Below are 13,056 nucleotides of genomic sequence, written 5' to 3'. Positions count from 1 at the left end.
GTGCTAGCATCGAAAAACTAGATGAACTCCGAGCGATTTTGCCTAAGTCATTGAGATAGGGGGAGATCGCCGTCAGCCGATGCTCGAGCTGAAAGGGTCAGGAAAGAAATGCCCTGGCCTCCCGTATTTGGAAAGGTGTTTATGTTGCCACTTGAAGATGGTTTTTCCCGTCGCTTTTACTATTTGCGTCTGTCGGTCACCGACGTCTGCAATTTCCGCTGTACCTACTGTCTGCCGGACGGCTATCACCCGCCGAAAGGAGATGGTGAGGGGCGCCAGTCCTTCCTCTCCCAGGAGGAGATCCGTCGCGTCGTCTCCGGGTTTGCCGCCATGGGGACGCGCAAGGTGCGTCTGACCGGAGGCGAGCCCTCCCTGCGCCGCGACTTCACGGCCATCATCGAGACCGTGGCCAATACCCCCGGCATCGAGAAGGTGGCCATGACCACCAACGGGTATCGCCTCAAGGAGCGTGCCCGCGAGTGGTTCGATGCGGGGCTGACGGCCCTGAACGTCAGCGTCGACAGCCTGGATCCCCGTCAGTTCCACCAGATCACCGGCGAGAACAAGCTGGCGGAGGTGATGGCGGGGATAGACGCCGCCCTGAGTGCCGGTTTCCGGTCGGTCAAGATCAACGCCGTGCTACTCAAGGGGCTCAATGATCATCAGCTCGAGACATTCCTCGCCTGGATCCGGGACAAACCCATCGAGCTTCGTTTCATCGAACTGATGCAGACCGGCGAGATGGACGCCCTGTTTCGCGATCACCATACCAGCGGTGAACTCATCAAGCAGCGCCTGCAAGAGAGCGGCTGGGTGCAGCAACTGCGCGGCCTGGATGATGGCCCAGCCCAGGTGTTCACGCATCCGGACTCGAGGGGCGGGGTGGGACTCATCATGCCTTACAGCAAGGATTTTTGCGCCGGTTGCAACCGGCTGCGGGTCTCCTCCAAGGGCAAGCTGCACCTGTGTCTCTTTGGCGACAACGGGGTGGAACTGCGGGATCTGCTCACCGATGACAGCCAGCAGAAGGCGCTGCAATGGCGTATTCGCCAGGCACTGACCGGCAAGGCCGCCACCCATCGCCTCCATGAAGGCAATGCAGGCATGACCCCCCACCTGGCCTCCATCGGCGGCTGACAGCCGCCGTGCACCTCAAATAACCTTCGATTAATTATCAATCCTCACATAGGGGTAATTTACCTTGCCCCTGCTGTGTCTAATTGCGCCAAGGGTTTGATCCAGCGCAAGAATCCCCCCTGTTTATCTCCCTGGTGGTATATCCCCTGACTTGTCAGGGCCGCAATATACACCCACGCTTATAATTGGTATTGAAAATGCCAGTCACGGGATCCGCGCGGGGGCATCCGCCCCCGAAAAGAGGAGTCGATATGACCGACGGGGTCAACTTGTCACGCAGAGGCCTTTTTCGGGGACGCCTGAGCGCCCCCAAAGCCGGGATCCAGTTGCCCTGGTCCGTCTCCTGGGACGAGTTCGTGGCCGGCTGTACCCGCTGCGGCGACTGTCTGGCGGCCTGTCCGGAGCAGATCCTGATCAAGGGAGACGGGGGCTTCCCCACGGTGGATTTTCACCGCGGCGAGTGCACCTTCTGCACCGAGTGCGTCAGCGCCTGCCAGGCGCCGGTGTTCAGGCCGACAACCCAGACACCCTGGGAGTATGTGGCCCATATCGAGGCGGGCTGTCTGGCCACGGCCCAGGTGTTCTGCCAGCGCTGTCAGGACAGCTGCGAGCAGCAGGCCATCCGCTTTTCCCCCCGGCTGGGGCGCGTACCCACCCCCAGCATCCATGCCGAGTCGTGCAACGGCTGCGGGGCCTGCGTGGCGGATTGCCCGGTGGGCAGCATCAGCATCGGTCTGTCTCGTGGCGAAGCTTCGCGATGACCCAAGAGACGAACAAGTTGGAAAACGGTAATATGACGCGAGAAGAGTTCCATGTATCCAGCCTGGTGGTGCTGACCCAGCCCGATCTGCGCCACGCCCTGGCAGAGCGGATTGCGACCCTGGACGGGGCCGAGATCCACGCCGTCAGCGAGGAGGGCAAGCTGGTGGTGACCCTGGAGGGGCCGAGCCAGCGCCCCATCATGGCGGCCATCGACACCATTCAGGGGTTGCCCGGGGTGCTCTCTGCGGCCCTGATCTACCACCAGTTCGATGAAATGGACGCCGAAGATGGGGAATAAGGCGTCATGTGGCAGAAGCGCAAGAGTCGTTCGCTGACCGCCACGGGTAATACACGGGATGCCGGGTCTGTTGTCTGCGTTCGATGAACGAAAAGCCCAGAGCAAAGGAATAAAGCGCCATGGAGCTGAGCCAGCGCGGCTCGTCACAATGGCTGTCATTGATGTGATTAAGCAATGCGAGGATATGTCATGAAGCTGAGTCGACGCGACTTTATGAAGGCCAATGCGGTGGCGGCAGCCGCTGCCGTGGCCGGTGTCAGTGCCCCCACTCTGGCGGCGAATCTGATCACCAGTACCGACAAGACCGCCATCACCTGGGACAAGGCGCCGTGCCGCTTCTGCGGGACCGGCTGCTCCGTGCTGGTGGGCTCCCAGGCTGGCCGCGTCGTGGCGACCCAGGGGGATCCCGATGCACCGGTCAACCGTGGCCTGAACTGCATCAAAGGCTACTTCCTCTCCAAGATCATGTACGGGGAGGATCGCCTGACCCAGCCCATGCTGCGCATGACGAACGGCAAGTTCGACAAGAACGGCAACTTCGCCCCCATCAGTTGGGATCAGGCCTTCGACATCATGGCCGAGAAGTTCAAGGCGACCCTGAAAGAGAAGGGCCCGACCGCCGTCGGCATGTTCGGCTCCGGCCAGTGGACCGTCTGGGAAGGCTATGCCGCCGCCAAGCTGATGAAGGCAGGCCTGCGCTCCAACAACCTGGATCCCAATGCCCGTCACTGCATGGCCTCCGCGGTAGTGGGCTTCATGCGTACCTTCGGCATGGATGAACCCATGGGCTGCTACGACGACATCGAGCAGGCCGACGCCTTCGTGCTGTGGGGCTCCAACATGGCCGAGATGCACCCCATCCTCTGGTCGCGCATCTCCGATCGCCGTCTGTCCCACCAGGATGTGCAGGTGCACGTGCTCTCCACCTTCGAGCACCGCAGCTTCGAGCTGGCGGACAACGGACTGGTGTTCACCCCCCAGACCGATCTGGCGATCCTCAATTACATCGCCAACTACATCATCCAGAACGACAAGGTGAACTGGGAGTTCGTCAACAAGCACACCCAGTTCCGCAAAGGGGTGACCGACATCGGTTACGGCCTGCGTCCCACCAACCCGCTGCAGCAAAAGGCCAAGAACCCGGACAGCGGCGACTCCACCCCCATGAGCTTCGACGACTTCGCCAAGTTCGTGGCGGATTACGATCTGGAGTCCGTCTCCAAGCTCTCCGGCGTGCCCAAGGACAAGCTCGAGAAGCTGGCCCAGATCTATGCGGATCCGGACAAGAAGGTGGTCTCCTACTGGACCATGGGGTTCAACCAGCACACCCGTGGCGTCTGGGCCAACAACCTCTGCTACAACATCCACCTGCTGACCGGCAAGATCTCCCAGCCGGGCTCCGGCCCCTTCTCCCTGACCGGCCAGCCCTCCGCCTGTGGTACCGCCCGTGAAGTGGGTACCTTCGCCCACCGTCTGCCGGCGGACATGGTGGTCACTGATCCCAAACACCGCGCCATCGCCGAGAAGATCTGGAAGCTGCCGGAAGGCACCATCCCGGAGCAGGTGGGCTACCACGCCGTGCTGCAAAACCGCATGCTCAAGGATGGCAAGCTCAACGCCTACTGGGTGATGTGCAACAACAACATGCAGGCCGGCCCGAACATGAATGAAGAGGCGCTGCCCGGTTATCGCAACCCGGCCAACTTCATCGTGGTCTCCGACCCTTATCCGACCGTGACCGCCCAGGCGGCCGACCTCATCCTGCCCACCGCCATGTGGGTGGAGAAAGAGGGGGCCTACGGCAACGCCGAACGTCGCACCCAGTTCTGGCACCAGCAGGTGAAGGCACCGGAAGGGGCCAAGTCCGACCTGTGGCAGCTGATGGAGTTCTCCAAGCGCTTCACTGTGGAAGAGGTGTGGCCGGCTGAGTTGATTGCCAAGATGCCGGAAGTGAAGGGCAAGACCCTGTTCGACGTGCTCTATGCCAACGGCCAGGTGAACCAGTTCCCGAAAGAGCAGAGCAAGGGGGCCCTGAACGACGAGGCCGAGCACTTTGGTTTCTACGTCCAGAAGGGGCTGTTCGAGGAGTACGCCTCCTTCGGTCGCGGCCATGGCCACGATCTGGCGCCGTTCGATCAGTATCACGAAGCCCGCGGCCTGCGCTGGCCTGTGGTGGACGGCAAGGAGACCCTGTGGCGCTATCGCGAAGGGTTCGACCCTTACGTGAAAGCGGGGGAGGGGGTGCGCTTCTACGGCAAGCCCGACGGCAAGGCGGTCATCTTCGCGCTGCCCTATGAGCCCGCCGCCGAGGCTCCGGACAAAGAGTACGACATGTGGCTCTCCACCGGCCGCGTGCTGGAGCATTGGCACACCGGCACCATGACCCGTCGGGTCCCCGAGCTCTATCGCGCCTTCCCGGATGCGGTGCTCTTTATGCACCCGGAAGATGCCAAGGCCCGTGGCGTGCGCCGTGGTGAAGAGGTGATCGTCTCCTCCCGCCGGGGCGAGGTGAAGACCCGGGTCGAGACCCGCGGCCGCAACCGTCCGCCCAAGGGATTGGTGTTCATGCCCTTCTTCGATGCGAGCCAGCTGGTCAACAAGCTGACCCTGGACGCCACGGATCCGCTCTCCAAGGAGACGGATTACAAGAAGTGCGCCGTCAAGGTCGTCAAGGCATAAGGCGGGGGAGCGCGAGATGAGTCGTAGTCGGCGGCAGTTTCTGGCCGACATGGCCAAGGGGGCCTGCTCCGTGGGACTCCTCGGGGCCGGGCTTGGCGGCGTGGCGCGCCAGCAGGTGCAGGCTTTGCCTGCCCAGGTGCTGCGCCCGCCGGCGGCCCTCGACGAGGCCGAGTTTCTCGGCGCCTGCGTGCGCTGTGGACTCTGCGCCCTGGCCTGCCCCTACGACACCCTCAAGCTCGCCCGGCTGTTTGAACCCGTGACCACCGGCACCCCCTACTTCAAGGCGCGCGCCGTCCCGTGCGAGATGTGTGACGACATCCCCTGCGTGGTGGCCTGCCCGAGCGGGGCGCTGGATAGGGCCATGACCGACATCGATCAGGCGCGGATGGGAGTGGCGGTGCTCATCGATCACGAGACCTGCCTCAACTACCTGGGGCTGCGCTGCGACGTCTGCTACCGGGTCTGCCCCCTCATCGACAAGGCCATTACCCTTGAGCTGCAACACAACCCGCGCACCGGCAAGCACGCCATGTTCCTGCCCACGGTGCACAGCGATCTCTGCACCGGCTGCGGCAAGTGCGAGCACGCCTGCGTGCTGGAGGAGGCGGCCATCAAGGTGGTACCTCGCGGGCTTGCCAAGGGGGAGCTGGGTCACCACTACCGGCTCGGCTGGGAAGAGAAGGAGAAGGCGGGCAAGTCCCTCATCGGTGAGCGACTGACCCTGCCGACCCGCAAACCGGAGGGCCTATGAGTCGGTATCCAGGGGCCGAGGCCACGGCCAGGCTGGGGTGGTGGCGTGCCCACCGCTTCCTGCTGCTGCGCCGGCTCTGCCAGTTCGGGGTGCTGGGGCTGTTCCTGCTGGGGCCGCTCGCGGGCATCTGGATCCTCAAGGGCAACCTCTCCAGCTCCCTGCTGCTGGAGACGGTGCCCCTCACGGATCCCCTGACCCTGTTGCAGTCGGTGGCGGCGGGCCAGTGGCCCATCCCCACCCTGTGGCTCGGGGCCGGGCTGGTGCTCGCGGGTTACTGGCTGGTCGGGGGGCGGGTGTTCTGCTCCTGGGTCTGTCCGGTCAACCTGGTCACCGATGCCGCCGCCTGGCTCAGGGGGCGGCTCGGGCTCAAGGGCAATGGTCAGTTCAACCGCGCTACCCGCTACTGGCTGCTGGCCATGGTGCTGGTGGCGCCGGCCATCACAGGCGTGCTGGTGTGGGAGCTGGTCAACCCGGTGTCGCTCACCCTGCGGGGCCTGCTGTTTGGCATGGGGGCAGGCTGGGGCCTGCTGGCGGTGCTGTTCCTGTTCGACCTTTTTGTGGTGGAGCGGGGCTGGTGCGGTCACCTCTGTCCGGTGGGGGCCTTCTATGCCCTGGTCAACCGGGTCGGGTTCATCAAGATTTCTGCCAAGGGGCGCGAGCGGTGCAGCAACTGCATGGATTGTTATGCGGTCTGTCCGGAACGTCCCATCCTGCGCGGCCCCGTTCACGGTGCCAAGCGTGGTCACGGGCCCTTGATTGCGGCTCAGGAGTGTACCAACTGCGGCCGTTGCATCGATGTCTGCGCGGAGCAAGTTTTTGAAATCACTGTAGGTTTTGCCGTCAAGGCAGAGAAAACGTCGGAGAACAAATAATGAAGAAGCTGATTGGAGCAATGCTGGCCTGTCTGATGGCAGGTTCCTTGATGGCGGCAGTCCCCGAGATCACCAACAGCACGGGGGGCATCAAGTCGGAACGGGGGAGCACGGATCTGGTGACGGATGCCGATGCGGCCCCCATGAAGAACTTTCGCAAGGATGGTGATCTCTACGATCGCCAGTACATGCATCAGCCCCCGCTGATCCCCCACGACACCCGCAACTATGAAGTGGACAACAAGGTCAACAAGTGCCTGGCCTGTCACAGCTTCAAGAACGCCAGCGCCATGAAGGCCCCCAAGATCAGCCCGACCCACTTCGAGACCCGTGACGGCATGACGTTGGGAGAAGTGTCCCCCCGCCGCTACTTCTGCCTGCAGTGCCACGTGCCGCAAGCGGATGCCAAGCCGCTGGTGGAAAATACGTTTAAACCAGTTGAAGCCTTGAACTGAGGAACCCATAGATGAAATTACCCGGCTTTATCCAGCGTCTGTGGACCACCTTCAAGTCCCCCTCGAAGGCAGCCCTCTGGGTACTGCTGCTGATGGGCTTCTTCGGCGGGGTGATCTTCTGGGGCGGTTTCAACACCGCCATGGAAGCCTCCAACACCGAAAAGTTCTGCACCAGCTGCCACGAGATGAAGGACAACGTGTTCGTGGAGTACCGCGACACCATCCACTATGCCAACCGTTCCGGCGTGCGGGCCAGCTGCCCGGATTGCCACGTGCCGCACGAGTGGACCTACAAGATCATCCGCAAGGTGCAGGCCTCCAAGGAGCTGTGGGGCATGATCACCGGCAAGGTGGACACCCGCGAGAAGTTCGAGTCGCACCGGCGCGAGATGGCCGAGCGGGAGTGGCAGCGGATGAAGGAGACGGATTCGCGCGAGTGCCGCAACTGCCACAACTTCGAGTACATGGACTTCTCCCTGCAAGGGCGTCGGGCCGCCCAGATGCACTCCACCAACCTGGCAAGCGGGGCCAACACCTGCATCGACTGCCACAAGGGGATTGCGCACCAACTGCCTGACATGAAAGGGGTGCCAGGCTTCTGATGGGAAGGCCGCCGGATCCTCGGGATCCGGCGGCCTTCGAGATTAATGGGCAATGACGCCCCCCAGCCAGACATCTTTTGATAGAATCCCTTCCCGGCAACGCGGCGCCCACCGGCTCCTTTCATGGCTGGCACCACGGTGCGGCGCGTTCACCTCATCCTCTCGTGGTCAATGATTGACAGGAATGGCCCCAATGGCACCCAAACACAGCGAATTCATCCCTCTCAAGATCGCCGTCCTGACGGTTTCCGACAGTCGCACCGCTGCCGATGACAGCTCGGGGGACTATCTGGTCGAGGCCCTGACCCAGACCGGCCACGTGCTGGCCGACCGGGCGCTCTGTCCAGACAACCTGTTTCGCATCCGCGCCCAGGTGAGCGACTGGATTGCCGACGAGGGAGTCCAGGTGGTGCTCATCAACGGCGGCACCGGCTTCAACGAGCAGAACCGGGTGCCCGAGGCGGTCGGCGTGCTGTTCGAGCGCACGGTGCAGGGTTTTGGCGAGATGTTCCGCCAGCTCTCGTTTGCCGAGATAAAAGGCTCCGCCATGCAGAGCCGTGCCCTGGCCGGGCTCGCCAATCGCACCCTGATCTGCTGCCTGCCCGGCTCCACCGGCGCCTGCCGCCTGGGCTGGGAACAGCTTATCCGGGATCAGCTCGACGCCCGTACCCGGCCGTGCAACTTCGTGACCCATCTGTGATCCCGGGAGTAAACCCGGATCATCCATCTTATTTTTCGATAGGGGCATAGATGAACCTGACCCATCTCAACCAGAGCGGCGAGGCCCACATGGTGGATGTCACCGACAAGCAGGTGACCGAACGCGAGGCCCGCGCCGAGGCTTTCGTGACCATGGCCCCCGAGACCCTGGCGTTGATCCTGAGCGGTCAGCACCACAAGGGGGACGTGTTCGCCACCGCCCGCATCGCCGGCATCATGGCGGCCAAGAAGACCGCCGACCTCATTCCCCTGTGCCATCCCCTGGCCCTGACCCGGGTGGAGGTCGAGATAGCCCCCCAGGCGGCGCACAATCGGGTCCATATCCGTACCCTGTGCAAGCTCTCGGGCAAGACCGGGGTGGAGATGGAAGCGCTCACCGCCGCCTCGGTAGCGGCCCTGACCATCTACGACATGTGCAAGGCGGTGCAAAAGGACATGGTGATTGAGCAGGTGCGTCTGGTGGAGAAAAAGGGCGGCAAGTCCGGTCATTTCCAGCTGGGTGCGACCAAAGGAGAGCAGGCATGATCAAGGTTCTGTTTTTTGCCCAGGTGCGTGAGCTGGTCGGCTGCGACGAGCTCAGCCTGCCTTGCGACTACGCCAGTGCCGATGTCCTTCGCGCCGCCTTGAGCGAGCGAGGTGACAAGTGGGCGCTGGCGCTCGAATCCGGCAAGCTCCTGGTGGCGGTCAACCAGACCCTGGTGCCGCTGGATACCCCCCTCCATGACGGGGATGAGGTCGCCTTCTTCCCGCCGGTGACCGGAGGCTGATGATGAGCGAGACAACCATGACCGATCGCATTCTGGTGCAGCGGGATGACTTCTCGCTGGCGGACGAATATGCCCGCCTTGCTGCCCGGCAGGACACAGGCGCGATTGTCAGCTTTGTCGGCAAGGTGCGCGACTTCAATCAGGGGGAGCAGGTGAAGGGGCTGGCCCTCGAACACTACCCCGGCATGACCGAGAAGGCGCTGGCGAACATAGTGGCCGAGGCCCGCAGCCGCTGGCCCCTGCAGGAGTGCACCCTCATTCACCGCATCGGCGAGCTGCTGCTCGGGGATCAGATCGTGCTGGTGGTGGTGAGCAGCGCCCACCGCGAGGCGGCTTTCGAGGCCTGCCACTTCATCATGGATTTCTTGAAGACCCGGGCGCCGTTCTGGAAAAAAGAGCTGACCGCCGACGGGGTGCAACGCTGGGTCGAGGCCAGGGCGAGCGATGACGCCGCCCTGGCCCGCTGGCAACAAGGGGAGTGAGCCTCGAGCTCGTGTCAATCGATCCGGCCGTGCCGGAACATAAGGAGCAACGGAATGAAGAGATGGGTATCCGTGTTGGTGCTGGGCGCCGGCGCCATGTACAGCGGTGCTGTGCTGGCTGACGAGGTCAAGGTGGCGGTGGCTGCCAACTTCAAGGGCACCATAGAGCGCATCGGCAAGGAGTTCACCGCCAAGACCGGCCACAGCGTCGTCATCAGTTCGGCGGCCACCGGCGTGCTCTATACCCAGATCACCCACGGTGCGCCCTTCGATCTCTTCCTTTCGGCCGACGTGGCGACCCCTCAAAAGCTGGAGTCGGAAGGCAAGGGGAGCGAACGCTTCACCTATGCCATCGGTCAGCTCGGCCTCTGGCAGAAGGGGGGGCCTGCTCCTGATGAGGCCACCTTGCGCTACTGGCAGGGGGAGCTGGCCATCGCCAACCCCAAGACAGCGCCCTATGGCGCCGCCGCCATGGCGACCCTGGCTCACCTCAAGATCGATCCCAAGCAGTATCGGGTGCTGACCGGCACCAACATCAGCCAGACCTGGCAGTTCGTCGACACCGGCAATGCGAAGCTGGGCTTTGTCGCCTGGGCCAATCTGGTGGAGGCGGGCAAGACCGGCGAAGCCTGGGCGGTGCCGGCCAGCTTCTATCCCCCCATCGAGCAGCAGGCCCTGGTGCTGAAGAAAGGGGCGGCGGTGGATGCCCTGGTCGCCTGGCTCAAGGGGCCGGGACAGGCGCAGATCAAGGCGGCGGGTTACGCCCTGCCGCAGTAAGCGCCCGGCGTCTGCCGGCCAGCTCCGTGCTGGCCAGATCCGGTGCCTGACGTGTCCCAAGGCGGCGCCCGTCATGACGGCGCCCTGTTTTTTATCGACACCCGAGAGGGGACCCTATGAGTGAAGGGGATCTGCTGGCGGTCTGGCTGACCCTGAAACTGGCGGCCAGCACCACTGCCATCCTGCTGCTGCTGTCGCCGCCGCTCGCCTGGTGGCTGTCTCGCAGCCAGCACCGGCTGCGCCCTCTGGTGGAGGCCATGGTGGCCCTGCCGCTGGTGCTGCCGCCCACCGTGCTCGGTTTCTATCTGCTGCTGGCCTTCTCCCCGGAGTACGGCCTCGGTGACTGGTGGCGGGAGACCTTCGGGGCCCAGCTCGCCTTCAGTTTCCTCGGCCTGCTCATCGCCTCCGTCATCTATTCGCTCCCCTTCGTGGTACAACCCCTCACCTCCGCCTTCGTCAACATGGGCAACAAGGAGCTGGAGGCTGCCGCCACCCTGGGGATGGGCCCGTTTGAGCGCTTCTTTCGCATCATCCTGCCCATGACGTTGCCCAGCTTCGTGATGGCGGCAGCGCTGGGCTTTGCCCACACCCTGGGGGAGTTCGGGGTGGTGCTGATGATTGGCGGCAACATTCCCGGGGAGACCCAGCTGCTCTCCATCGCCCTGTTTGATCACGTGGAGGCGATGGATTACCAGAATGCCCATATTCTGGCAGGCGGCCTGATGAGCTTCTCCCTGGTGATGCTGGTGCTGGTCTACGGCGTGCTGCAACGCCGGCAACGGAGGCTGTTCGGATGAACCTCTACCTCAAGGCCAGACGTGATTTCGGCCCCTTCACCCTGGCGTGTGATCTGGCGCTGCCCCCCAGCCGCATCCTCGGCCTGTTCGGTCCTTCGGGCTGTGGCAAGAGCACCCTGCTGCGCATCATCGCCGGGCTCGACAGGGCCCCGGGCGATGCCCTGCGCTGGCAGGGGCGCGAGCTTGCAGCCCTGCCCCCCGAGGCGCGGCGCATCGGGCTGGTGTTTCAGGATGCTCGTCTCTTCCCCCACCTGAGCGTGCTCGGCAACCTGCAACTGGCGGCTCGCAAGGGGAGGGGGCGCTGGCAGCCAGAGGATCTGGCTGCGCGCCTCGGCTTTGCCGAGCTGCTGGGGCAACCGGCCCACGGCCTCTCCGGCGGGCAGCGTCAGCGGGTGGCACTGGCCAGGGCCTTGCTGGCCGAGCCCGACTTGCTGCTGCTGGATGAACCCTTCTCGGCGCTGGACAGGCGCAGCCGCATCCATCAGGCCCACGTGCTCAAGGGCTTGCAGCAGGAGAGCGGCATCCCCATGATCTTCGTCAGCCACGCCATGGAGGAGGTGAGCCTGCTCTGCGATGGACTGGTGCTGCTGGCAGAGGGACGGGTGGAGGCCCAGGGCACCCCCGAGGAGATCTTCGCCCGCACCGACCTGTCGCTGGCCAGTCGCGACGACGTCGGGGTCATGCTATCGGCGAGCCTGTCCTACTACGACGAGCACGAGCAGATGGCGACCCTGCGACTCGGGGAGCAGACCCTGATGGTGACCATGGAGCATGCCCCCGATGAAGCAGGCCCCTTGCAGATCAAGGTGGCGGCGCGGGATCTGGTGATCGCCACCGAGCCCATCGTGCACTCCAGCCTCTCCAACTGCCTCGAGACCCGGCTGCTGGAGGTGCGGGAGGTGCGACCGGGGCAGACCCTGTTGCAGTTGGCTCTCGGGCAGCAGATACTGCTGACCCGGATCACCAGCCGCTCCGCGCAGCGGCTCGCCCTGACGCCGGCCATGCGCCTCTACGCCTACATCAAGGCGGTGAGCCTGGTGGGAGAGGGGTAGACAGGGGACCGGAGTACGGATTGGCTGGTCATGAGTGGCCGGCATGGCGTCGAGAAAGGGGGGACGGGTGCGTCGCAATCAGGTAATGAAATCCCATGGCTTGGCCCTGCGCAGTGCGGGGGAGGGGCCCTTGCTGCTCTTGCTGCACGGGCTGGGCTCTTCCAGCCTCGACTGGCAGGCGCAGATCGAGCGTTTTTCCGAGCGCTACCGGGTGGTGGCCATCGACTTGCGCGGCCACGGCCAGAGCATGCAGGAGGGGCCCTTTGACGTGCCCACCCTGGCGGCGGATGTGGCCCGCTGGCTCGACGAACAGCCCGAGCCTGCCTGGGTAGTGGGGTTGTCGCTCGGTGCCATGGTGGCGCTGGAGCTGGCGCTGCAACTGCCCCACAAGGTGCAGGGGTTGGTGCTGGTCAACGGCTTCAGCGAATTTCTGCTGGAGACGCCAAAGGAGCAGGAGCGCTATGCCATGCGCCTCAAGTGGCTGCGCTGGTTCGGCATGCGGCCGCTGGCGTGGTGGCTCGGTCGCGAGCTCTTTCCCGGCCCCGATCTCGCCCAGGTGCGCCACACCTTCCGGGGGCGCTTCGTGCGCAACAAAAAGAAGACCTACAAGGCGCTGCTGGAGGCGCTGCCCGGCTGGTCGGTGCGGGCTCGTCTCGGCACCCTCTGGCAGCCGGTGGCCATCATCTCCACCAGTCACGACTATCTGCCCCTGGCGCGGCGGGTGGAGCAGTTCGCCTCCCTGCCCAATGCCACCATCCACACCCCGGATGGTCACCACGCCTGGCCGGCGGAAGATCCTGCCGGGTTCAATCATTTGCTTCACCGGATTTTAGAAACCCATTAGACTTGTCGCCTTTTGACCTTGATCCCCCGTGTATGTATTGGTCCGATCGCCTTGCCAGTGG

At 64.0% G+C, this 13,056-nt stretch carries 16 protein-coding genes and 1 riboswitch; all 16 genes read left to right on the top strand.

The features are described from left to right. Window positions 1-14: 14 nt before the first annotated feature. Window positions 15-154, top strand: a riboswitch (molybdenum cofactor riboswitch). The 16 genes from moaA (at window position 142) to PG887_RS02395 (ending at window position 12,995) form a co-directional block, all read left to right on the top strand. Beyond that, window positions 142-1,137: a GTP 3',8-cyclase MoaA gene (gene moaA / locus PG887_RS02470; protein ID WP_270821101.1), complete on the top strand. Its 996-nt coding sequence runs from the start codon at window positions 142-144 to the stop codon at window positions 1,135-1,137. Its footprint overlaps the riboswitch before it by 13 nt. Before the next feature lie 251 nt (window positions 1,138-1,388). Further along, window positions 1,389-1,898, top strand: coding sequence for a ferredoxin-type protein NapF (napF, locus tag PG887_RS02465; RefSeq protein ID WP_010674153.1), 510 nt, complete (start codon window positions 1,389-1,391; stop codon window positions 1,896-1,898). Continuing rightward, window positions 1,895-2,197, top strand: a complete 303-nt coding sequence (locus PG887_RS02460) for a chaperone NapD (RefSeq protein WP_053288594.1) — start codon at window positions 1,895-1,897, stop codon at window positions 2,195-2,197. Before napF ends, PG887_RS02460 begins: the two co-directional genes overlap by 4 nt. Window positions 2,198-2,386: 189 nt before the next feature. Then, entirely contained in the window at window positions 2,387-4,876 is a 2,490-nt protein-coding gene (napA, locus tag PG887_RS02455; RefSeq protein ID WP_257711670.1) for a nitrate reductase catalytic subunit NapA, read from the top strand. Window positions 4,877-4,892: 16 nt separating this feature from the next. Then, window positions 4,893-5,627 (top strand): ferredoxin-type protein NapG, encoded by a 735-nt coding sequence (gene napG / locus PG887_RS02450; RefSeq protein WP_270821100.1) that lies wholly within the window; start codon window positions 4,893-4,895, stop codon window positions 5,625-5,627. Beyond that, window positions 5,624-6,499, top strand: coding sequence for a quinol dehydrogenase ferredoxin subunit NapH (napH, locus tag PG887_RS02445; protein WP_270821098.1), 876 nt, complete (start codon window positions 5,624-5,626; stop codon window positions 6,497-6,499). The genes napG and napH overlap by 4 nt, the downstream gene beginning before the upstream one ends. Continuing rightward, window positions 6,499-6,954 (top strand): nitrate reductase cytochrome c-type subunit, encoded by a 456-nt coding sequence (locus PG887_RS02440; RefSeq protein WP_005299342.1) that lies wholly within the window; start codon window positions 6,499-6,501, stop codon window positions 6,952-6,954. The genes napH and PG887_RS02440 overlap by 1 nt, the downstream gene beginning before the upstream one ends. Before the next feature lie 11 nt (window positions 6,955-6,965). Next, a complete protein-coding gene (locus PG887_RS02435; protein WP_270821097.1) occupies window positions 6,966-7,556 on the top strand; it encodes a cytochrome c3 family protein in 591 nt (196 codons plus the stop codon). A 193-nt stretch (window positions 7,557-7,749) separates the two neighbouring features. Continuing rightward, the gene (gene moaB / locus PG887_RS02430; RefSeq protein ID WP_039038846.1) at window positions 7,750-8,256 is read left to right on the top strand and encodes a molybdenum cofactor biosynthesis protein B; all 507 of its coding nucleotides are present in this window, start codon (window positions 7,750-7,752) and stop codon (window positions 8,254-8,256) included. A gap of 50 nt (window positions 8,257-8,306) precedes the next feature. Continuing rightward, window positions 8,307-8,801 carry a cyclic pyranopterin monophosphate synthase MoaC gene (gene moaC / locus PG887_RS02425; RefSeq protein ID WP_039038847.1) on the top strand — a complete coding sequence of 165 codons (495 nt, stop codon included), beginning with the start codon at window positions 8,307-8,309 and terminating at the stop codon, window positions 8,799-8,801. Further along, the gene (moaD, locus tag PG887_RS02420) at window positions 8,798-9,043 is read left to right on the top strand and encodes a molybdopterin synthase sulfur carrier subunit (protein ID WP_048207331.1); all 246 of its coding nucleotides are present in this window, start codon (window positions 8,798-8,800) and stop codon (window positions 9,041-9,043) included. The genes moaC and moaD overlap by 4 nt, the downstream gene beginning before the upstream one ends. A gap of 2 nt (window positions 9,044-9,045) precedes the next feature. Next, entirely contained in the window at window positions 9,046-9,525 is a 480-nt protein-coding gene (moaE, locus tag PG887_RS02415; protein WP_202040844.1) for a molybdopterin synthase catalytic subunit MoaE, read from the top strand. A gap of 54 nt (window positions 9,526-9,579) precedes the next feature. Then, entirely contained in the window at window positions 9,580-10,302 is a 723-nt protein-coding gene (modA, locus tag PG887_RS02410; protein WP_182954327.1) for a molybdate ABC transporter substrate-binding protein, read from the top strand. Between the two features lie 116 nt (window positions 10,303-10,418). Then, window positions 10,419-11,099 carry a molybdate ABC transporter permease subunit gene (gene modB / locus PG887_RS02405; RefSeq protein WP_104455661.1) on the top strand — a complete coding sequence of 227 codons (681 nt, stop codon included), beginning with the start codon at window positions 10,419-10,421 and terminating at the stop codon, window positions 11,097-11,099. Further along, the gene (gene modC, locus PG887_RS02400; RefSeq protein WP_270821095.1) at window positions 11,096-12,151 is read left to right on the top strand and encodes a molybdenum ABC transporter ATP-binding protein; all 1,056 of its coding nucleotides are present in this window, start codon (window positions 11,096-11,098) and stop codon (window positions 12,149-12,151) included. Before modB ends, modC begins: the two co-directional genes overlap by 4 nt. A 67-nt stretch (window positions 12,152-12,218) precedes the next feature. Beyond that, window positions 12,219-12,995: an alpha/beta fold hydrolase gene (locus PG887_RS02395; RefSeq protein WP_042017457.1), complete on the top strand. Its 777-nt coding sequence runs from the start codon at window positions 12,219-12,221 to the stop codon at window positions 12,993-12,995. Window positions 12,996-13,056: the final 61 nt, after the last annotated feature.

The sequence above is a fragment of the Aeromonas sp. QDB14 genome, assembly GCF_027707845.1.
GTDB classification, from domain to species: domain Bacteria; phylum Pseudomonadota; class Gammaproteobacteria; order Enterobacterales; family Aeromonadaceae; genus Aeromonas; species Aeromonas caviae.
This window is presented reverse-complemented; position numbering and strand designations above follow the sequence as displayed.

Excerpts from the sequence above, each read along its gene's own strand:
- moaA (WP_270821101.1), top strand. The coding sequence starts at position 142 with ATGTTGCCACTTGAAGATGGTTTTTCCCGTCGCTTTTACTATTTGCGT.
- napF (WP_010674153.1), top strand. The coding sequence starts at position 1,389 with ATGACCGACGGGGTCAACTTGTCACGCAGAGGCCTTTTTCGGGGACGC.
- PG887_RS02460 (WP_053288594.1), top strand. The coding sequence starts at position 1,895 with ATGACCCAAGAGACGAACAAGTTGGAAAACGGTAATATGACGCGAGAA.
- napA (WP_257711670.1), top strand. The coding sequence starts at position 2,387 with ATGAAGCTGAGTCGACGCGACTTTATGAAGGCCAATGCGGTGGCGGCA.
- napG (WP_270821100.1), top strand. The coding sequence starts at position 4,893 with ATGAGTCGTAGTCGGCGGCAGTTTCTGGCCGACATGGCCAAGGGGGCC.
- napH (WP_270821098.1), top strand. The coding sequence starts at position 5,624 with ATGAGTCGGTATCCAGGGGCCGAGGCCACGGCCAGGCTGGGGTGGTGG.
- PG887_RS02440 (WP_005299342.1), top strand. The coding sequence starts at position 6,499 with ATGAAGAAGCTGATTGGAGCAATGCTGGCCTGTCTGATGGCAGGTTCC.
- PG887_RS02435 (WP_270821097.1), top strand. The coding sequence starts at position 6,966 with ATGAAATTACCCGGCTTTATCCAGCGTCTGTGGACCACCTTCAAGTCC.
- moaB (WP_039038846.1), top strand. The coding sequence starts at position 7,750 with ATGGCACCCAAACACAGCGAATTCATCCCTCTCAAGATCGCCGTCCTG.
- moaC (WP_039038847.1), top strand. The coding sequence starts at position 8,307 with ATGAACCTGACCCATCTCAACCAGAGCGGCGAGGCCCACATGGTGGAT.
- moaD (WP_048207331.1), top strand. The coding sequence starts at position 8,798 with ATGATCAAGGTTCTGTTTTTTGCCCAGGTGCGTGAGCTGGTCGGCTGC.
- moaE (WP_202040844.1), top strand. The coding sequence starts at position 9,046 with ATGAGCGAGACAACCATGACCGATCGCATTCTGGTGCAGCGGGATGAC.
- modA (WP_182954327.1), top strand. The coding sequence starts at position 9,580 with ATGAAGAGATGGGTATCCGTGTTGGTGCTGGGCGCCGGCGCCATGTAC.
- modB (WP_104455661.1), top strand. The coding sequence starts at position 10,419 with ATGAGTGAAGGGGATCTGCTGGCGGTCTGGCTGACCCTGAAACTGGCG.
- modC (WP_270821095.1), top strand. The coding sequence starts at position 11,096 with ATGAACCTCTACCTCAAGGCCAGACGTGATTTCGGCCCCTTCACCCTG.